This is a genomic window from Stenotrophomonas sp. 115C5 (genome assembly GCF_056861055.1).
On sequence record NZ_JBSPUQ010000003.1, the window covers coordinates 31,078 to 50,424 of the forward strand.

At 66.8% G+C, this 19,347-nt stretch carries 22 protein-coding genes; 17 read left to right on the forward strand and 5 right to left on the reverse strand.

Annotated features, from left to right (window positions below):
* Positions 1-214 precede the first annotated feature (214 nt).
* On the forward strand, positions 215-1,297 hold the full coding sequence (locus AC13FN_RS05330; RefSeq protein WP_010484335.1) for an ABC transporter ATP-binding protein: 1,083 nt from the start codon (positions 215-217) through the stop codon (positions 1,295-1,297).
* A gap of 103 nt (positions 1,298-1,400) precedes the next feature.
* Here the strand turns inward: AC13FN_RS05330 and ygfZ are convergent, their stop codons facing one another.
* Positions 1,401-2,276 (reverse strand): CAF17-like 4Fe-4S cluster assembly/insertion protein YgfZ, encoded by an 876-nt coding sequence (gene ygfZ, locus AC13FN_RS05335; protein ID WP_049434185.1) that lies wholly within the window; start codon positions 2,274-2,276, stop codon positions 1,401-1,403.
* A gap of 39 nt (positions 2,277-2,315) precedes the next feature.
* Between ygfZ and AC13FN_RS05340 the strand changes: the two genes are divergently transcribed.
* From AC13FN_RS05340 to AC13FN_RS05385, 10 genes are all read left to right on the forward strand, one after another.
* Positions 2,316-2,486, forward strand: coding sequence for a DUF1674 domain-containing protein (locus tag AC13FN_RS05340; protein ID WP_005409075.1), 171 nt, complete (start codon positions 2,316-2,318; stop codon positions 2,484-2,486).
* Positions 2,487-2,542: 56 nt separating this feature from the next.
* Positions 2,543-2,935, forward strand: coding sequence for a succinate dehydrogenase, cytochrome b556 subunit (gene sdhC, locus AC13FN_RS05345; protein WP_005409076.1), 393 nt, complete (start codon positions 2,543-2,545; stop codon positions 2,933-2,935).
* Positions 2,932-3,318: a succinate dehydrogenase, hydrophobic membrane anchor protein gene (gene sdhD, locus AC13FN_RS05350; protein ID WP_024958619.1), complete on the forward strand. Its 387-nt coding sequence runs from the start codon at positions 2,932-2,934 to the stop codon at positions 3,316-3,318. Before sdhC ends, sdhD begins: the two co-directional genes overlap by 4 nt.
* Before the next feature lie 31 nt (positions 3,319-3,349).
* Positions 3,350-5,140: a succinate dehydrogenase flavoprotein subunit gene (gene sdhA / locus AC13FN_RS05355; protein ID WP_049434180.1), complete on the forward strand. Its 1,791-nt coding sequence runs from the start codon at positions 3,350-3,352 to the stop codon at positions 5,138-5,140.
* A gap of 66 nt (positions 5,141-5,206) precedes the next feature.
* Entirely contained in the window at positions 5,207-5,992 is a 786-nt protein-coding gene (locus tag AC13FN_RS05360) for a succinate dehydrogenase iron-sulfur subunit (RefSeq protein ID WP_005409079.1), read from the forward strand.
* Between the two features lie 98 nt (positions 5,993-6,090).
* The gene (locus AC13FN_RS05365; protein ID WP_197645582.1) at positions 6,091-6,339 is read left to right on the forward strand and encodes a succinate dehydrogenase assembly factor 2; all 249 of its coding nucleotides are present in this window, start codon (positions 6,091-6,093) and stop codon (positions 6,337-6,339) included.
* Entirely contained in the window at positions 6,290-6,739 is a 450-nt protein-coding gene (locus tag AC13FN_RS05370) for a hypothetical protein (protein ID WP_197645583.1), read from the forward strand. Before AC13FN_RS05365 ends, AC13FN_RS05370 begins: the two co-directional genes overlap by 50 nt.
* A 23-nt stretch (positions 6,740-6,762) precedes the next feature.
* Positions 6,763-8,004 carry a lipoprotein-releasing ABC transporter permease subunit gene (locus AC13FN_RS05375; protein ID WP_049434175.1) on the forward strand — a complete coding sequence of 414 codons (1,242 nt, stop codon included), beginning with the start codon at positions 6,763-6,765 and terminating at the stop codon, positions 8,002-8,004.
* Positions 7,997-8,710, forward strand: a complete 714-nt coding sequence (gene lolD / locus AC13FN_RS05380; RefSeq protein ID WP_005409083.1) for a lipoprotein-releasing ABC transporter ATP-binding protein LolD — start codon at positions 7,997-7,999, stop codon at positions 8,708-8,710. The genes AC13FN_RS05375 and lolD overlap by 8 nt, the downstream gene beginning before the upstream one ends.
* A gap of 221 nt (positions 8,711-8,931) precedes the next feature.
* Positions 8,932-9,390 (forward strand): DUF6491 family protein, encoded by a 459-nt coding sequence (locus tag AC13FN_RS05385; RefSeq protein WP_049434174.1) that lies wholly within the window; start codon positions 8,932-8,934, stop codon positions 9,388-9,390.
* A 74-nt stretch (positions 9,391-9,464) separates the two neighbouring features.
* Here the strand turns inward: AC13FN_RS05385 and AC13FN_RS05390 are convergent, their stop codons facing one another.
* From AC13FN_RS05390 to ftsY, 3 genes are all read right to left on the reverse strand, one after another.
* Positions 9,465-9,734 carry an oxidative damage protection protein gene (locus AC13FN_RS05390; RefSeq protein ID WP_054171474.1) on the reverse strand — a complete coding sequence of 90 codons (270 nt, stop codon included), beginning with the start codon at positions 9,732-9,734 and terminating at the stop codon, positions 9,465-9,467.
* Between the two features lie 5 nt (positions 9,735-9,739).
* Complete coding sequence (mutY, locus tag AC13FN_RS05395; RefSeq protein WP_071305402.1) at positions 9,740-10,864, reverse strand: A/G-specific adenine glycosylase; 1,125 nt, start codon at positions 10,862-10,864, stop codon at positions 9,740-9,742.
* Between the two features lie 83 nt (positions 10,865-10,947).
* Complete coding sequence (ftsY, locus tag AC13FN_RS05400) at positions 10,948-12,264, reverse strand: signal recognition particle-docking protein FtsY (protein ID WP_043402579.1); 1,317 nt, start codon at positions 12,262-12,264, stop codon at positions 10,948-10,950.
* Positions 12,265-12,393: 129 nt separating this feature from the next.
* Here ftsY and AC13FN_RS05405 point away from each other — a divergent pair, with 129 nt between their 5' ends.
* The gene (locus AC13FN_RS05405; protein WP_043402581.1) at positions 12,394-12,693 is read left to right on the forward strand and encodes a hypothetical protein; all 300 of its coding nucleotides are present in this window, start codon (positions 12,394-12,396) and stop codon (positions 12,691-12,693) included.
* Positions 12,694-12,861: 168 nt separating this feature from the next.
* Here AC13FN_RS05405 and htpG read toward each other — a convergent pair whose 3' ends face one another.
* On the reverse strand, positions 12,862-14,754 hold the full coding sequence (gene htpG, locus AC13FN_RS05410) for a molecular chaperone HtpG (RefSeq protein WP_054171476.1): 1,893 nt from the start codon (positions 14,752-14,754) through the stop codon (positions 12,862-12,864).
* A 712-nt stretch (positions 14,755-15,466) separates the two neighbouring features.
* Here htpG and rsmD point away from each other — a divergent pair.
* The 5 genes from rsmD (at position 15,467) to ggt (ending at position 19,274) form a co-directional block, all read left to right on the forward strand.
* Positions 15,467-16,045, forward strand: a complete 579-nt coding sequence (gene rsmD, locus AC13FN_RS05415) for a 16S rRNA (guanine(966)-N(2))-methyltransferase RsmD (RefSeq protein ID WP_049434898.1) — start codon at positions 15,467-15,469, stop codon at positions 16,043-16,045.
* Between the two features lie 26 nt (positions 16,046-16,071).
* On the forward strand, positions 16,072-16,581 hold the full coding sequence (coaD, locus tag AC13FN_RS05420) for a pantetheine-phosphate adenylyltransferase (protein WP_010484372.1): 510 nt from the start codon (positions 16,072-16,074) through the stop codon (positions 16,579-16,581).
* Between the two features lie 60 nt (positions 16,582-16,641).
* Positions 16,642-17,133 carry a hypothetical protein gene (locus tag AC13FN_RS05425; protein ID WP_004153167.1) on the forward strand — a complete coding sequence of 164 codons (492 nt, stop codon included), beginning with the start codon at positions 16,642-16,644 and terminating at the stop codon, positions 17,131-17,133.
* A gap of 132 nt (positions 17,134-17,265) precedes the next feature.
* Positions 17,266-17,547 (forward strand): YfhL family 4Fe-4S dicluster ferredoxin, encoded by a 282-nt coding sequence (locus AC13FN_RS05430; RefSeq protein ID WP_004153175.1) that lies wholly within the window; start codon positions 17,266-17,268, stop codon positions 17,545-17,547.
* Complete coding sequence (gene ggt, locus AC13FN_RS05435) at positions 17,544-19,274, forward strand: gamma-glutamyltransferase (protein ID WP_049434900.1); 1,731 nt, start codon at positions 17,544-17,546, stop codon at positions 19,272-19,274. Before AC13FN_RS05430 ends, ggt begins: the two co-directional genes overlap by 4 nt.
* Positions 19,275-19,347: the final 73 nt, after the last annotated feature.

A 19,347-nucleotide genomic window follows, 5' to 3' on the forward strand; every position in this document is an offset into this window, starting at 1 on the left:
TACCTCGGCGGAAGCTTCGTTCAACCGCCGACGCAGATCGGTGCGCACCGATCATCGGATAGTGCCACGTGAAAACGTTTACATGGCAGAATGGGCAACTGTATTCGATTGCAGTGCTCGCCGTCATGCGGCAAGCGCGCAATCATCACTGCCATCGGGAGGGCCGAGGCAGTCCCAAAAGACAGCCCGGCTTCGGGCGGACCGGAAAGGTGATATGGCAAAAGTGCAGTTGCAGGGTGTGCGCAAGGTCTATGACAACGGCCAGGTCGCGGTGAAGGACGCCAGCTTCGAGGTCGCCGATGGCGAGCTGATGGTGCTGGTCGGTCCGTCCGGCTGTGGCAAGTCGACCCTGTTGCGGATGGTGGCCGGCTTGGAAGAGATCAGCGGCGGCACGCTGACCATCGGTGATCGCGTGGTCAACGACGTGGCGCCGAAGGATCGCGACATCGCGATGGTGTTCCAGAGCTACGCACTGTATCCGCACATGACCGTGGCCGAGAACCTGGCCTTTGGCCTGAAGCTGCGCGGGCATGACAAGGCGACCATCGACAAGCGCATCGCCGAAGCGGCGCAGACGCTGGGCCTGACTGAGATGATGGACAAGCTGCCCAAGGCGATGTCCGGCGGCCAGCGCCAGCGTGTTGCGCTGGGCCGGGCGCTGGTGCGCGAGCCGGCGGTGTTCCTGCTCGACGAACCGCTGTCCAATCTGGATGCCAAGCTGCGCCATAGCGTGCGCACCGAAATCGCGCAGCTGCACCGCAAGCTGGGCACCACCATGATCTACGTGACGCACGACCAGGTTGAAGCGATGACCCTGGGCCAGCGCATCGTGGTGCTGAAGGACGGCATCATCCAGCAGATCGATACGCCGATGGCGCTGTACGACCGCCCGGCCAACCTGTTCGTGGCCGGCTTCCTCGGCAGCCCGGCGATGAACGTGCTGCGTGGCACGCTGCAGGGCGACGCCGGTGGCGTGACCGTGGTCGACGGCGAATGGCGTGCACCGCTGGGCCAGGCCACGATCGATCCAGCGTGGTTGCAGAAGCCGATCGCGGTGGGTGTGCGGCCGGAGCACCTGCAGCCGGCGGCCGCCGATGATGCGCATGCGTTCACTGCGCGCATCGAAGGCATTGAGCCGGTCGGCAACGAGATCTTCGTCAACCTCAGCAGTGGCCAGCATGCGCTGACCATGCGCGTGGCGCCGCAGGCGCTGCCGGCGGTGGGCGAGCAGATCCGCGTGGCGATCCACCCGCAGGGGTTGCATTTCTTCAACCCGGAAACCGGCGAGCGCCTCTGATTCTGTAGAGCCGAGCCCACGCTCGGCTGCTTCGTTGCAGTGCGGACCAACGGTCCGCACCCACCATGGTGGCGGTAGCGCCGGGCCGTGCCCGGCGTGAACCTCAGCGCGCCAATCCATCCAGTAGCGGCACACGCTGCGCCACCGCACCACCCACCTGCAGCTCGGCGTCGCTGGCCTCCAGCGGCAGCACCGCCAGCGCCAGCTCACCGGCCACGCTGGCAATCGTGCCCAGCGCTGCGCCGTCCTGCTGCACGCCATCGCCGGCCTGCGCCGGTGCTGCGGTATGCAGCAGCTGTACCGCGCGCTTGGCCTTGCCGAGGAAGTGGGTGCGCGCGACGATTTCCTGGCCGGGATAGCAGCCCTTCTTCACGCTGTAGCCGTTCAGGCGGTCCAGGCCCAGCTGCTGGGGGGTCCACACTTCGCGCTGGCTTTCTTCCAGTCGCGGCAACCCGTAGCGCAGGTCGGCCTGGCGCCAGGCCAGGGCGAAAGCGGCCTCATCGGTTTCGCTGCCGGCGGCAAAGGCATCAGCTGCGCCAATGCGCAGGGTGCGCGGCAGCGCATCGCTGCCCAGGTCAAGTTCCCAGCCGTCCGCTGCGGCGTGCGCAATCGCGGCGTTGCTGGCGGCTTCGGGCGCGGTGAAGGCGCCGGCCACCGCCAGATCGCTGCGCACCTGCACCTTCACCTTGCGACGGAACACGAAGCGCTGCAGTTGCGACGCAATCGCATCGGCATCGCCGTCGGCCAGCACCAGCATCACGTGGTCGTCGGCCAGCCGAAGTAGCTGGAACACCGCCAGGGTGCGGCCTTTTGCGCTCAGCCAGGCGCTCCACTGCCAGTGCAGCAGGGGCAAGGCAGTGACGTCGCCGCTGAACTGGGCGTGGGCGAAAACGGCCGCATCCGTGCCCTGCAGGCTCAGCAACTGGTGGCCGGGCAGGCGCGGATATCCGACGAAAGCAGGGGGCAGGTTGTCAGGCACGTGAACGAGGTCTAAAATTTGTGCGTTGCGAGACCGAACATGATAGGCCAAACAACCCCCACTCCCGACGACGAATCTGAAGCCCCGCTGGTCCCCGCGGCACCCGTGCCCGTGGAACAGGAAAAAGCAGAGGAATTCGGCGGCCGCGGCGGACTTGATCCGGTGCGGTATGGCGATTGGGAGAAAAACGGACGCTGCATCGATTTCTGATCAGCATTGAGCCAACGCGGCCGTGTGCCGCCCAGCCGAGACAACGAGCCCAGCGAATGGCGACCAGACAACGCCCACTTTCCCCGCACCTTCAGGTGTATCGCTGGCAGATTCAGATGGCCACCTCGATCCTGCATCGAGCCACTGGCGTCTTTCTGTCTGTTGGTGCCCTCATCATCGCCGCCGGCCTGCTGGCCCTGATGATGGGGCCCGAATCCTGGAACTGCTTCACCGGCCATGCCGGGGCCTGGTATGGCCGCGTGTTCCTGTTCGCGTGGACATGGTCGTTCGCCTATCACCTGTGCAATGGCATCCGCCATGTGGTGCAGGACTTCGCCATCGGCTTCAGCATCCCCGCCTTCATCCGCAGCAGCTGGCTGTCGGTCACCGGCAGCCTGGTGATCACCCTGCTGGTGTGGGCCTATGTGATGTTCGGAGGTGCCGCGTGAGCAAGTTCCGTACCCCGTTGAAGAGCGTGCGCGGCCTTGGCTCGGCCAAGACCGGCACCGAGCACTTCGTGCACCAGCGCCTGACCGCCGCCGCCCTGGTGGCGCTGGGCATCTGGTTCCTGGTCTTCGTGCTGAGCCTGCTGGGCTCGGATTACGCGACCGCCGCTGCCGCCGTGGCCAAGCCGTGGAACGCCGTGCCGCTGATCGGCCTGCTGATCGCCATGTTCTGGCACGCCCAGCTCGGCATGCAGGTCGTGCTGGAAGACTACATCCACGAATCGCTGCTGGCCCTGGTGCTGCAGACCGCGGTGAAGTTCGTCGCCGTGCTCGGCATGATCGTCAGTGTGTTTGCGGTGGGCCGCATCGCCCTCGGCGTTGCCTGAGCCCAGGCACCAACACAGGAATCCAGATTAGATGTCCGCTTACAAGATCACCGAACACAAGTACGACATGGTCGTGGTCGGCGCCGGCGGCGCCGGCCTGCGCGCCACGTTCGGCCTGGCCGCCAAGGGCCTGCAGACCGTGTGCCTGACCAAGGTCTTCCCGACCCGTTCGCACACCGTTGCCGCCCAGGGCGGTATCTCGGCCGCACTCGCCAACATGGGCGAGGACGACTGGCGCTACCACTTCTTCGACACCATCAAGGGGTCGGACTGGCTGGGCGACCAGGACGCCATCGAATACATGTGCCGTGAGGCCATCCCGGCCATCATCGAGCTGGAACACTACGGCGTGCCGTTCTCGCGTACCGCCGAAGGCAAGATCTACCAGCGTCCGTTCGGTGGCATGACCACCAAGTACGGTGAAGGCCCGGCGGCGCAGCGTACCTGCGCGGCGGCCGACCGTACCGGTCATGCGATGCTGCACACCCTGTACCAGCAGTCGCTGAAGCATGATGCGCGCTTCATGATCGAGTACTTCGCGCTCGACCTGATCTTCGACGACGAAGGCGCCTGCCGCGGCGTACTGGCCCTGGACATGTCCGACGGCACGCTGCACCTGTTCCGCGCCCAGGGCGTGGTGCTGGCCACCGGCGGCTACGGCCGTGCCTACTTCAGCGCCACCTCGGCGCACACCTGCACCGGCGACGGTGGCGGCCTGGCCATGCGTGCCGGCATCGCCATGCAGGACATGGAGTTCGTGCAGTTCCACCCGACCGGCATCTACGGCGCCGGCTGCCTGATCACCGAGGGTGTCCGCGGTGAAGGTGGCATCCTGCGCAACAGCAGCGGCGAGCGCTTCATGGAGCGCTATGCACCGCACTACAAGGATCTGGCCTCGCGCGACGTGGTCAGCCGTTCGATGACCATCGAGATCCGCGAAGGCCGCGGCGTCGGCGAGCACAAGGATCACATCCTGCTCGACCTGACCCACCTCGGCCCGGGCGTGATCGACGACAAGCTGCCGGGCATCGCCGAGAGCGCCCGCATCTTTGCCGGCGTCGACGTGCACAAGCAGCCGATCCCGGTCATCCCGACCGTGCACTACAACATGGGCGGCATCCCGACCAACTACCACGGTGAAGTCGTCCGCAAGGATGGCGACAACCCCGACGCGGTGATCCCGGGCCTGTACGCGATCGGCGAAGCCGCCTGCGTGTCGGTGCACGGTGCCAACCGCCTGGGTTCGAACTCGCTGCTGGACCTGGTGGTGTTCGGTCGTGCGGTGGCCAACCGCTGCGCCGAGACCATCAAGCCGGGCGCGTCGCACAAGCCGCTGGCGTCTGATGCCTGCGACAAGGCGCTGGGCCTGCTGGACAAGCTGCGCCACGCCAACGGCGATACCCCGACCTCGGTCATCCGCGATCGCATGCAGCGCACCATGCAGGCCGACGCGGCGGTCTTCCGCACCAGCCAGACGCTGAAGGAAGGCTGCGAGAAGATGGACAAGATCTTCGACTCGTTCCAGGACGTGAAGGTCTCCGACCGTTCGCTGGTGTGGAACTCGGACCTGATCGAGACCTACGAGCTGAACAACCTGCTGCTCAACGCGGTGGCGACGATCAACTCGGCCGAACAGCGCAAGGAAAGCCGCGGCGCGCATGCGCACGAGGACTTCCCGGACCGCGACGACGTCAACTGGCAGAAGCACACCCTGGTCAGCGTCGACGAGAAGGGCAAGTGCAGCTTCGACTACCGTCCGGTGCACATGTACACGTTGACCGACGACGTGTCCGTAGTGCCGCCGAAGCCGCGCGTGTACTGATCCGACCCCGCCTACCATGCAATCCGCGCCCAAGGGCGCGGGCCGCCTGAGCCAACGAGAGCAGCCATGGCCGAGTTTTCACTCCCCAAGAATTCCAAGATCACGAAGGGCAAGCACTTCCCCGTCAAGAACGGCGGCAAGAACGTGCGCACCTTCAAGATCTACCGCTGGAGTCCGGACGACGACAGCAACCCGCGCACCGATACCTATGAAGTCGATCTGGATGCCTGTGGCCCGATGGTCCTGGACGCCCTGATCAAGATCAAGAACGAGATCGACCCGACCCTGACCTTCCGCCGCTCCTGCCGCGAAGGTATCTGTGGTTCGTGCGCGATGAACATCGACGGCACCAACACCCTGGCCTGCACCCGAGCCATCTCGGACTGCGGCAAGAAGGAAGTGCCGATCTACCCGCTGCCGCACATGAACGTGGTCAAGGATCTGGTTCCGGACCTGACCCACTTCTACGCGCAGTACGCCTCGATCAAGCCGTGGATCCGCACCCAGACCCCGGCACCGCCGGACCGCGAGCGCCTGCAGTCGCCGGAAGACCGCAAGAAGCTGGACGGCCTGTACGAGTGCATCCTGTGCGCCTGCTGCTCGACCAGCTGCCCGAGCTACTGGTGGAACGGCGAGCGTTACCTGGGCCCGGCGATCCTGCTGCAGGCCTACCGCTGGATCATCGATTCGCGCGATGAGGACACCGGTGCGCGCCTGGACGATCTGGAAGATCCGTTCAAGCTGTACCGCTGCCACACCATCATGAACTGCGCGCGGACCTGCCCGAAGGGCCTGAACCCGGCGCTGGCGATCGCCGAGATCAAGAAGCTGATGATGGAACGCCGCGCCTGATCAGGCCTGGCTGTACCGGGTAGAGCCACGCCATGTGTGGCTGTGCCACCCCAGTAGAGCCACGCCATGCGTGGCTTTGCTGTATCTGGAGAAGCACGATGGAAGAAGACGTTCTGCTGAAGAAGCTGCGCTGGCGCTGCCGCCGCGGCATGCGCGAGCTGGACCAGCTGTTCGGCCGTTACCTCGACCACGAATGGAGCACTGCGCCGACCGAAGAGCGCGAGGTTTTCCTGTTCCTGCTCGATCGCGAGGACGATAAGTTGTGGCGCTGGTTCATGGGCTATGAGGCCTGCCCACATGCGCACGCGATCCCCCTCATGCAGAAGATCCTCGCCCTCAAGCCTTGAGTGGCGCCCCTCGCGGCTGCAGACCGCCGCCCAGCTGGCGGTGCTGCTGGCCGCACCCTGGCTGCTGCGCGCATCGGATCTGCCGCCGCGGCTGTTGATTCCCGCGGTGTTGCTGGCCTGGGGCATCGGGTTGGCCGAACTGGCCTGGCGCCAGCGCAGGCCACGCGTGCAGGTGCTTCTGCCGGTACCGTCCGAGCCGCTGCAGGTGGCCGGGCAGGACGTCGATGCGCCACAACTGGTCGTGCGTGGCCCCTGGCTGCTGTTGCTCTGGCGTGAGGATCGGCGCCGCCGGCGCCTGCTGTTCTGGCCGGATGTGCTCGATTCCGGGCAGCGACGTGAACTGCGACTGGCCGTGGCCGCACGTAGCGTTTCCCGTCGGCCCCGGTCGATGGCACCATAAGCTGAATTGACCGGCGTGCCTGCATGTTCAAACCCATTCCCGTGGCCATTGGCCTGCGCTACCTGCGCGCCAAGCGCCGCAACGGCTTCATCTCCTTCATCTCGATGGCATCGATCCTGGGCATCGCGCTCGGCGTCACGGTGCTGATCACCACCCTGGCGGTGATGAGCGGTTTCCAGAAGGAAATCCGCAGCCGCCTGCTGCAGATGACCGCCCACACCACCATCAGCCGTGACGGCGAGCCGATGCCGGACTGGATGCGGGTGGTCGATGTGGCCAGCAAGGACCCGCGCGTGGCCGGTGCCGCGCCGTACATCGAGATCCAATCGATGATCAGCGGCCCGCGCGTGCAGGGCGCGATCATCCAGGGCATTGACCCGGCGCTGGAGCCGAAGGTGTCGGTGATCGACAAGAAGGTCACCAAGGGCAGCTATGACAGCCTCACGCCGGGCAGCTTCAACCTGCTGCTGGGCAAGGAGCTGGCGATCTGGCTGGGCGTCGATGTCGGCGACCAGGTTCTGGTGACCTTTGCAGAAGTGCAGGGCACGCCTGCCGGTGCGGTGCCACGGATGAAACGCTTTACCGTGAGCGGCATCTTCGAGGCCGGTTACAACGAAGTCGACCGTGGCGTCGGCTTCGCCAACATGAAGGACCTGGAGCGCGTGCTGCGCAGCGACGGTGCCACCGGCGTGCGCCTGAAACTGCACGACATGGACCGCTCGCTGGAAGTGGGCGTGGATCTGGCGCAGAACCTGGGTGGTGCCTACCGCGTGAGTGACTGGACCCAGCAGAACGCCAACCTCTACCACTCGCTGCGCATGGAGAAGGTGGTGATGGGCATCCTGCTGTCGCTGATCATCGCCATGGGCGCCTTCAACCTGGTGTCCTCGCAGGTGATGCTGGTGACCGACAAGCAGGCCGACATCGCCATCCTGCGCACCCTCGGCCTGACCCCGGGTGGCGTGATGCAGGTGTTCATGGTGCAGGGCTCGCTGATCGGCATCTTCGGCACGCTGGCCGGCCTGATCGGTGGCATCACCCTGACCCTCAACCTGGAGCGCATCCTCGGCGCCATCGAGAGCGTGTTCAACGTCAAGCTGATGCCGGAGGATGTGTACTACATCACCGGCCTGCCGACCGACATGCAGACCGGCGACGTGGTGGCGATCACCGTGGTCGCACTGCTGATGAGCTTCCTGGCCACCCTGTATCCCGCCTGGCGGGCAGCGCGCACCCAGCCGGCGGAGGCCCTGCGTTATGAATAAGGTCTTCAACCGCGGCGATGAAGTGATCCGTGCCGAAGCATTGGGCAAGACCTACGCCGAAGGACGCATGCAGACCCCGGTGTTCGATGGCCTGGACCTGACCGTGACCGCCGGCGAAACCGTGGCGATCATCGGTGCCTCCGGCGCCGGCAAGAGCACGCTGCTGCACCTGCTGGGCGGCCTCGACATTCCGACCGCGGGCGAGGTCTATGTGACCGGCCAGCGTATGTCGGCGCTGTCGGATACCGCGCGTGGCCTGCTGCGCAACCAGGCGCTGGGCTTCGTCTACCAGTTCCATCACCTGCTGCCGGAGTTCACCGCGCTGGAAAACGTGATGATGCCGGTGCTGCTGGCTGGCACCGCGGTGGCCGAAGCGAGCAGCCGGGCAACCACGCTGCTGGAAGCGGTCGGCCTCGGCCACCGCCTGGACCACAAGCCGGGCGAGCTGTCCGGCGGCGAGCGCCAGCGTGCTGCGGTGGCGCGAGCACTGGTCAACCATCCGGCCTGCGTGCTCGGTGACGAGCCGACCGGCAACCTGGATGACCGCACGGCTGCAACGGTGTTCGAGCTGATGCTGGAGCTGAATCGTGCACGTCACACCAGCCTGGTGCTGGTGACCCATGACCGCAGCCTGGCGCGTCGCCTGGACCGGGTTCTGGAGCTGCGCGAAGGGCGCCTGCACGCACTGGCCCACGCCGACGTCTGAGCGGTCGGACGGACTCTGGTAGAAGCCGACCTTGGTCGGCTGCTCCTGCAGGGCAAGCGCCAACCAAGGTTGGCGTCTACCGGAATCCGACGTTCTGGACCCGCTTGGGTAGAGGTCGACCTTGGTCGACCGCCGACCGGCGCCTGAATGGGGCTGTCGGCCGTCGCGCCGGCGTTGCCAGGCCAGGCGCATGATGGCGACAGTTCCCCGAGGAGATCGCCATGAAGACCCCGCTTCTGCTGGCCGGCCTCTGCCTGGCCCTGGCCGCCTGTGCCACCACCGGCCGGCTCAGCAGCGCCGAGAAGCTTGACCTTTACCGTGCCCACGCCGGTGCGCCGCAGAACGACATGCAGTTCTTCGGCACCCTCAATGGCTGGACCGAGCTGGGTGACAGCGCGCTGGCGGTGTGGACGCGCCCGAGCGAGGCCTACCTGCTGGAGCTGAGAGGCCCCTGCCAGGACCTGCCGTATGCCACCGCCATCGGCCTGACCAGCCAGATGAACCGTGTCTCGGCGCGCTTTGACAAGGTGCTGGTGCGCGACCCCACCGGCGGCCCGCGCATGCCGTGCTTCATCAACAGCATCCGCAAGCTGGACGTGAAGGCACTGCGTGCCTCCGAGCAGGAGCTGCGCCAGGCGCAGGTGCAGGAGCGCGAGGCGGAGACCTCCCCGGCCAAATGATCAAAAAAGGGGACGGAGGGGATTAATTCGTTTGTGCCACAAACGACTTAATCCCCTCCGTCCCCTTTTTGCTGTCAGGCTTCCGGAGTGAAGCCGGCCGGCTTTTCCGCGTCCTTCTCGAACAGGAACTTGACCAGTTCGCCTTCAAGGAACGCGCGATGCTCCGGCGTGCGCGGTGACAGGCGGTTCTCGTTGATCAGCATGGTCTGGTGGGCCAGCCAGGCGGCCCAGGCCTGCCTGCCGATGTTGTTGAAGATGCGCTGGCCCAGCTCGCCGGGGTAGGGCACGAAGTCCAAACCTTCGGCATCGCGTTGTTCGTACTGGCAGAAGACGGTTCGGGGCATGGCACTCACTCGTGGTTGCGGGGCTTCTTGGAAGTTCGTTTCGACGTCTTGATCGTGGCGCCGTCGAGCAGTTTGCGGATCGGCGCAGGCAGGCCCAGCGCGGGAAGTTCATCGCTCGCGACCCAGCGCAGCGTGGGTTCTTCCACGCGCAGGCCGTGCACCTGCCGCGACAGTACCTGCAGATGCAGCCTGTAGTGGCTGAAGGTGTGCTGCAGCACGGGCAGCTCCTCGGCGTCTTCCAGCGAACCTTCAACATGCGCATCGAACCAGTCCTGCAGCACACTGCCGGCGTCGGCCTGCGGCAGCGTCCACAGCTGCGCCCAGATGCCGGTGTCCGGCCGCTTCTGCAGCAGCACGCGCTGCTGGGCGTCGCGCAGCAGCAGGGCCACTGCTTCGCGCTCGGGCAGGGTCTTGCTGGGCTTGGGCGTGGGTAGTTCAGCAGTGCGGCCTTCGCGGCGCGCCAAGCACGCGTCCTGCAGCGGACAGATCACGCAGGCCGGTTTGGCGCGGCTGCATACGGTCGCGCCCAGATCCATCTGTGCCTGGGTGTAATCGGCCATGCGCCCGGCCGGCACCTGCGCCACGTGCGCCTCGGCAATGGCCCACAACTGCTTCTCGACGGTCGGCAGGCCGGGGAAGCCCTCGATGCCGTGGTAGCGGCTGAGCACGCGCTTGACGTTGCCGTCGAGGATCGCGAACGGGTCGTTCCAGGCCTGGCTGAGGATCGCACCAGCGGTGCTGCAGCCGATGCCGGGCAGGGCATGCAATGCATCGAAATCGCGCGGCAGGTCGCCGTCGTGCAGTTCCACGCAGCGCTTTGCAGCGGCATGCAGGTTGCGTGCACGGGCGTAGTAGCCGAGCCCGGCCCACTGCGCCATCACCGCGTCGTTGCTGGCGGCGGCGAGGTCGGGCAGGGTCGGGAAGTGCTGCAGGAACCGCTGGAAGTACGGGATGACCGTGGCCACCTGGGTCTGCTGCAGCATGATTTCCGACAGCCAGACCCGATAAGGGCTGCGCGGGTGCTGCCAGGGCAGGTCGTGGCGGCCGTGGTCGTCGAACCAGTGCAGCAGGCGGGCGACGAAGTCGTCGGTCTGCGTGGTTCCGGCGCTGGCGTGCGGCTGGCGGGGCATCGGTGTTCCAGAGAGGCAACCACCCGTGGGGTGGCTCTACCTGGCTGCAGTAGAGTCGCCCCATGGGTGGCTGCACGGGTGTATCAGGCGCCCAGCGCTTCGGGCAGCAGGGCGTCGACGAAGGCTTCCGGGTCGAACACGCGCAGGTCTTCCGGACGCTCGCCGATGCCGGCGAAGCGGATCGGAATGCCGAACTCGCGGGCCAGCGCGAACACCACACCGCCCTTGGCGGTGCCGTCCAGCTTGGTCACTACCAGGCCGGTCACGTTCACCGCGGCATTGAACTGGCGCAGCTGCGACAGCGCATTCTGGCCGGTGGTGCCGTCGATCACCATCAGCACTTCGTGTGGTGCTGTGGGATCAATCTTGCCCAGCACGCGGCGGATCTTGCCCAGCTCGTTCATCAGGCCGGACTGGGTGTGCAGGCGGCCGGCGGTGTCGGCGATCAGCACCGAGGTACCACGGGCCTTGCCGGCCTGCAGCGCGTCGAACGCCACCGAAGCGGCATCGGCGTTCTGCCCCTGCGCGACCACGGCCACGCCGTTGCGCTCGCCCCAGGCCTGCAGCTGGGCCACGGCGGCGGCACGGAAGGTGTCACCGGCGGCCAGCATCAGGCTGTGGCCATCGTCCTTGAAGCGCTTGGCCAGCTTGCCGATGGTGGTGGTCTTGCCAACGCCGTTCACGCCGACGGTTAGCACCACGAAGGGCTTGGCGTTGCGGTCGATCACCAGCGGCTTGGCCACCGGCTGCAGGATTGCGATCAGCTCGGCGCGCAGCGCGGCCAGCAGTGCATTGGCGTCGGCGAACTCGCGCGACTTCATGCGCTTGCGCAGGCCCTCGACCAGGTCGGTGGTGGCACCCACGCCGACGTCGGCGGTGATCAGTGCGGTTTCCAGCTCGTCCAGCAGGTCGTCGTCGAGCTTGGGGTTGCGCGAGAACAGGCCACCGAAGCTGCGCGCGATGACGCTGTTGCGCAGGCGTTCGCGCCAGCCGGGCTTGCCGGCAGGCGCCGGAACGGCGTCAACCGAGGCGGCGGCAGGCAGGTCGTCGGTGACCGGTGCCGGGGTGGGCTCAGGCAGTGGTGCGGGTGCCGGTTCGATGGCCGGGGCCGCCACCGGGGCGACGTCGATCCGGGCAGCCGGTTGCGGAGCGCTCGGAGCGGGAACGACCGGCGCCGGAACCACAGGGGTAGGCTCGACAGCGACCGGAACGACGGCTACCGGCGGCGGCTCGACCGGCGCAGGCGCGGCCGGTACGGCTACCGGTGCAGGCTCTTTGTCCTCGACCGGTGCGGCCGACGGGAACGCCGCCGCCAGCTCTTCAGCCGAGTAGTGCTGGGTCTTGGGTGCCTCCGCTGCGGGGGCATCCTGGGGCTTCTTGCGGCGGAAAAAACTGAGCATTGGCAAAAGGCGCTGAAATCAGAGGGATATGCTACCACTCGGGCCTGTCGGGCCGATGTGGACTCAAGGTCGCGGCCTGCCGGCCGTTAACCGGTCCGGAGGGCTGCGCAGTGCGGCCCGGAGACCGCCATGAACAACGTGATGGGAATCGCCCTCGGCGGGATGCGTGCGGCCCAGCAGGGCGTGCAGGTGGCCGCGCACAACGTGGCCAACCTGGCGACCCCCGATGCCCGGCGCCTCCAGTTGCAGCGCAGTGCCGCCGAGCAGGGTGGGGTGCAGGCCTCGGTGATTCCCACCGGCACCGATGCCGCCGCGCCGCTGGGTGATCTTCTGGCAGCGAAAGCCGAGGTGGTGGCCTTCGCCGCCAATGCCACGGTGATCCGCCGCCAGGACCAGATGCTGGGCTCGCTGCTGGATCGCGAAGCCTGAACCCCCTCGGCAGGCGCGAACCGCCGCCCCTGGTGGCTGCCACCCCTGGTTGGCATGCTTGACCCGCCCTGGTAGGTGCCAACCTTGGTTGGCACGCTATTGGGGCGCCAACCAAGGTGGGCCTCTACCAAGGCACCGCCGGGCCATGCCCGGCGACCACCGCCTCGATCAGGCCGACAGCTCCAGCAGCAGCTTGTTCAGGCGCGCCACATAGGCGCCCGGGTCCTTCAGGCTGTCGCCGGCGGCCAGTGCGGCCTGGTCGAACAGCACCCGGCCCAGGTCGTCGAAACGTGCGCCGTCGGCTTCGGCATCCAGCTTGGCGATCAGCGGATGACCCGGGTTGATCTCCAGTACCGGCTTGCTGTCCGGCACCTTCTGCCCACTGGCTTCCAGGATCTGGCGCATCTGCAGGCCCAGGTCCTGTTCGCCGATGGCCAGCACCGCCGGCGAATCGGTCAGGCGGTGCGACACGCGCACTTCGGCCACGTCATCGCCCAGCACCGTCTTCAGGCGCTCGACCAGGCCCTGCTTGTCCTTCGCTGCCGCTTCCTGCTCCTGCTTGTCCGCTTCGGTTTCCAGCGCGCCCAGGTCGAGGTCGCCACGGGCGATGTCGACGAAGCCCTTGCCGTCGAAATCGGTCAGGTAGCCCATCAGCCACTCGTCGATGCGGTCGGTCAGCAGCAGTACTTCCACGCCCTTCTTGCGGAACACTTCAAGGTGTGGGCTGTTGCGCACCTGGCTGTAGCTCTCGCCGGTCAGGTAATAGATCTTGTCCTGGCCTTCGGTCATGCGGCCGATGTAATCGGCCAGCGACACGGTCTGCGCATCGGCCTCGCCGCGGGTGGAGGCGAAGCGCAGCAGGCCGGCCACCTTCTCGCGGTTGTTGTAGTCCTCGGCCGGGCCTTCCTTCAGCACCTGGCCGAATTCCTTCCAGAACGTGGCGTACTGCTCCGGCTTGTCGGCGGCCAGCTTCTCCAGCATGTCCAGCGAGCGCTTGGTCAGCGCCGCCTTCATCGAATCGATGACCGGGCCGGACTGCAGGATCTCGCGCGAGACGTTCAGCGACAGGTCGTTGGAATCGACCACGCCCTTGATGAAGCGCAGGTACAGCGGCAGGAACTGCTCGGCCTGGTCCATCACGAACACGCGCTGCACGTACAGCTTCAGGCCCTTGGGCGCGTCGCGGTGGTACAGGTCGAACGGCGCGCGGCCGGGCACGTACAGCAGCGAGGTGTACTCCAGCTTGCCTTCGACCTTGTTGTGGCTCCACGCCAGCGGGTCGCTATGGTCGTGCGCCACATGCTTGTAGAACTCGGTGTATTCGGCGTCGCTGATTTCGGTGCGCGGGCGGGTCCACAGCGCGCTGGCGCGGTTGACGGTCTCCCATTCGACCGCAGCGCCTTCTTCGCCACCTTCCTTCGGCATCTGGATCGGCAGGCCGATGTGGTCCGAGTACTTCTTGAGGATGCTGCGCAGGCGCCAGCCATCGGCGAAGTCGTGCTCGCCCTCCTTCAGGTGCAGGACGATGCGGGTGCCGCGCTCGGCCTTGTCGATGGTGGCGACCTCGAAATCGCCTTCGCCACGCGAGGTCCAGCGCACGCCTTCGGCTGCGGCCAGGCCGGCGCGGCGCGAGGTCACTTCGACTTCGTCGGCGACGATGAAGGCGCTGTAGAAGCCGACGCCGAACTGGCCGATCAGCTGCGAATCCTTCTTCTGGTCGCCGGACAGCTGGCGCAGGAAGTCGCCGGTGCCCGACTTGGCGATGGTGCCCAGGTGGGCGATGGCTTCGGCGCGGCTCATGCCGATGCCGTTGTCTTCGATGGTGATGGTGTGGGCGGTCGGATCGAAGCTGACGCGCACGCGCAGTTCGCTGTCGCCTTCCAGCAGGGCCGGCTGGGTCAGGGCCTCGAAGCGCAGCTTGTCGGCGGCGTCGGCGGCGTTGGAGACCAGCTCGCGGAGGAAGATTTCCTTGTTGGAGTACAGCGAGTGGATCATCAGCTGCAGCAGCTGCTTGACTTCGGTCTGGAAGCCAAGGGTTTCGGTCTGGGTGGTCTCGGTCATCGATAAGGCTCCATGTGCAATGCCGCGCCAGCGCGTGCGGCCTCGCCAAGGGGTATGGCTGATTGTCCCGAAATCAAGGGGTTGGTCGGGCAGGGCGGCGCCCTGCACCCGCAGAGGCCAAGGCAACTGCAACTGCAACAGCAACGGCAAGAGCGGGCATTCCGTGGGATGGCGGGGCGGTGTGGGTTGGCAGGACACGCCGTAAACCCGTCCTTGGGGGCTCGATGGCGCCATCCATGGCGCCAACGGTCCTGCCAACCCACACCGCCCCGCCTCTGACAGGCTCCCGGTGACGGTCGCAACGGCGGCTTCCTGATTTCATTCAAATCCTTCGATATCTGACAGATGTTCATCCACGCATGGCGTGGATCTACCGACAGATGGCGAGAAACTGTCGAAGGCGGGGTGGGGGGGGGGGGGGGGGGGGGGGGGGGCGGGGGCGGGCGCCCCCCCCCCCCCCCCCCGGGGGGGGGGGGGCCGCCCCGGTGGGTCCGGTTGCGGGGGCGTGAGCGCCATGGATGGCGCGACCGAGCCTCCATGGACGGATTCACGGCGTCCCCCGCAACCGGACCCACCCCGCCAACCCACAGGCATCAAGCTTTTGAAGTTGCTTCGGCTGTTGCTTCGGCCTCTGCGGGTGCCGGGCGCCGCCCGGCCGAACTACAATCCTGCTCATGCTGAAATTCTCGAATGAACCCCGCCGGGGGCGCCGATGAGCGGCCGTGGGGGCAATGACGGCCAGGTCCGCATCATCGGCGGGCGCTGGCGCAACACCCGCCTGCCGGTGCCGACCCTTCCGGGGCTTCGGCCCAGCAGCGACCGCGTGCGCGAGACTCTTTTCAACTGGTTGATGCCCAGACTGGGCGGCGCGCGGGTGCTGGACCTGTTTGCCGGCAGTGGCGCCTTGGGCCTGGAAGCCGTCTCGCGCGGCGCCGCCCACGCCACTCTGGTCGAGCGCGACGCGCAGCTGGGACGCAATCTGACCGCGGCCGTGGCCAAGCTGCAGGCCTACGACCAGGTCACCGTCGTGCAGGCCGATGCGCTGCGCTGGCTGCAGGGCGCACCGGCACAGCAGGCCGATCTGGTCTTCATCGACCCACCGTTCGCCGATGGCCTGTGGCAGGACGTGCTGGCGCAGCTGCCGCGGCATCTGGCCGCCGATGCCTGGCTGTACCTGGAATCGCCGGCCGGTCACACGCCGGTGCTGCCGCCGGACTGGCTGCTGCACCGCGAGGGCGGCACCCGCGAGGTGCGCTTTGCCCTGTACCGCCGCGCCACTGCTACACTTTGACCTCATCTGAACATCTGCAACCGCCCATGACCGTGGCCAACCGCCGCATCGCCGTTTATCCCGGCACGTTCGACCCCATCACCAACGGTCATATCGACCTGGTGAGCCGGGCCGCGCCGCTGTTCGAAAAGGTCGTGGTCGGCGTGGCGCAGAGCCCGTCCAAGGGCCCGGCGCTGCCGCTGGAGCAGCGCGTGCAGCTGGCACGTGGCGCACTCGGCCACCACAGCAACGTCGAGGTCATCGGCTTCGATACCCTGCTGGCCCATTTCGTACGTTCGGTCCAGGGCGGGGTGCTGCTGCGCGGCCTGCGCGCGGTGTCCGACTTCGAGTACGAGTTCCAGATGGCCAGTATGAACCGCCACCTGATTCCGGAGGTCGAGACCTTGTTCCTGACCCCGGCCGAGCAGCACAGCTTCATTTCGTCCTCGCTGGTCCGCGAGATCGCGCGCCTGGGCGGCGACGTGTCCGGCTTCGTGCCGGCCGCGGTGCTCGAAGCCCTGCGCAAGGTCCGCGAAGCGAAGGCCGCACAGTCGTAAGCCCCGCTGTACCCGCACCCCATTACGTACAACACCACGCACCATTCCGGGAGGAAACCCATGAACACCACCATGCGCGCGATGCTGATCGCTTCGTTGGCCCTGGCCTTCACCGCCTGCAAGAAGGAAGAGGCCGCTCCGGTCGACGAGGCCAAGCAGGCCCTGGTCGCGCCGTCCAAGGACGACGATGCAGGCTGGAAGAAGTACCTGCAGGAAGTGGCGATCCAGAACATGGGCAACATCACCAACAGCCCGTTCCTGTACTACCTCTCGCCGGAATCGGACCCGGACTTCCAGGCCAAGTACGAGCGCCAGACCGAGAGCGCGACCCAGGCCGTGGCCCGTGGCGTGCAGCCGGGCAACATGCTGGCCTTCGGTTCCTCGGCCTCGGGCAAGATGGCTGACATGATCCAGGCCGTCTTCAAGGACGTGTCGCCGGATTCGATGAAGGGCGTGCGCGTCGTCTTCATCGGCCAGTCGGCCGACAACGCCCGCGTGCAGGCTGCCATCCAGCCGACCGGTGCCGAGTACATTTTCGTCGAAGCCAAGTAATACCGAGCCATGGCGGCCATGCTCCGGCATGGCCCGGGCGGCGTCCTGCAAGGGTGCCGCTGATGACCTGACCGGCCCGCGCGCCCGCGCTGGCCGGTCCTTTGTCCCAGGGCGCGGGCGAGGAGTATCGCCGTGTCGCTGAAAATCAACGAGCTCTGCGTCAACTGCGACGTATGCGAGCCGGCCTGCCCGAACCAGGCCATTGCGATGGGTGAAACCATCTACGTGATCGACCCTGCGCGCTGCACCGAATGCGTGGGTCATTTCGACGAGCCACAGTGTGTGGTCGTCTGCCCGGTCGAGTGCATCGACCCGGACCCGGAGATCGTGGAAACGGAAGACCAGCTGCTGGCCAAGCTGCGCCAGCTGCAGCACGATCACCCCGAACTCTACGCGGAGCCCCCATCCGAATGAAGACGCTGATCGTCCGCCCCCTGTTGCTGCTCGGCCTGCTGCTGAGCCCGATGGCCTGGGCCGACAGCCCGTCCCGCGCCGAGCGTCCTGACGGCGCGGCCATTGCCAGCGGCCACGCACTGGCCACCCAGGCAGGTATCGATATCCTGGCGCAGGGCGGCAACGCCTTCGATGCTGCGGTGGCGGTATCGTCCACGCTGGCGGTGGTCGAGCCGATCAGTTCCGGCCTCGGCGGTGGCGGCTTCTTCCTGCTGCATGATGCGGCCACCGGCAAGGACGTGATGCTGGACGCGCGCGAGACCGCGCCGGCCGCGGCAACCCCGCAGGCCTTCCTCGACAAGCAGGGCAACCTGGACCGTGATCGTTCGGTCAACGGTGCCTGGTCGGCGGGTATTCCCGGCCTGCCTGCAGCGTTGGTCGAGCTGTCGGCCAAGCACGGCAAGCTGCCGTTGTCGGCTTCGCTGCAGCCGGCGATCCGCATCGCGCGTGAAGGCTTCCCGGTGTACGACCGCATGGCCAAGGGCTATGCGTCGCGCCGAGAAGTGATGGAGCGCTATCCCGGCACGCGCGAGGTCTACCTGCGCAACGGCAAGCCGATCGCCACCGGTGACCTGTTCAAGCAGCCGGAGCTGGCACAGACGCTGGAGCGCCTGGCCGCGGGTGGCTTCGATGGGTTCTACAAGGGCCAGACCGGAAAGCTGTTGCTGGCCGGCGTGAAGCAGGCTGGCGGCAAGTGGAGCGCCGAAGAGCTGGCCGGCTACCGCGTGAAGCAGCGCGAGCCGATCGTGTTCAACTACAACGGCTGGAAGATCACCACCGCGCCGCCGCCGTCGTCCGGTGGTATCGCACTGGCCAGCATGCTGCAGATCCTGGAAGGTTGGGACATCAGGAAGATGGACCCGGCGCACCGCACCCACCTGGTGGTGGAATCGATGCGTCGCGCCTACCGCGACCGCACCTTCTTCCTCGGCGATCCGGACTTCGTGCAGATCCCGCAGAAGGTGCTGACCAGCAAGGATTACGCACAGGGCCTGCGCGCTACCATCCATCCGGAGAAGGCCACGCCCAGCGACCTGCTGTCGGGCAATCCGACCCCGCTGGAAGACGACGAGACCACGCACTTCTCGATCATCGACCGCGACGGCAACCGCGTCGGCGCCACCCAGACCGTCAACCTGCTGTACGGCTCGGGGTTGATTCCCAAGGGCACCGGCGTGCTGCTGAACAACGAGATGGACGACTTCGCGCTGAAGCCGGGCACGCCCAATGCGTTCGGCGTGATGGGCTACGAGGCCAATGCGCCGAAGCCGGGCAAGCGCATGCTCAGCTCGATGACCCCGACCTTCATGGAGAACGCCGACAAGGTGGTGGTGCTGGGCACCCCGGGTGGCAGCCGCATCATCACCATGGTGCTGCTGGGCATCCTCGGCTACGACGACGGCCTGGATGCGCAGCAGGTTGCCGCGCTGCCGCGCTACCACCACCAGTGGCTGCCGGACCTGATCGAAGCCGAGGACGATGCGTTCGACGCGGCGACGGTGAAGCAGCTGCAGGCGATGGGTCACAAGATCGACCTGCCGGGCAATGTGGCCGCAGGTGGCCGCGGGTCCAGCCATGTGTGGGGCAACCTGCAGACCGTGGAATGGGACCGCAAGGCGAACAAGCTGTTCGGCGGCAGCGACCCGCGCAATCCGGTGGGCAGTGCCCAGGTCGTCCCGGCGCGCTGATCCGGTCGTGCCGGCTGCTGGCCGGCAATCCGGCTGATTATCGAAACCCCGCCTTTGCCGGCGGGGTTTTCTG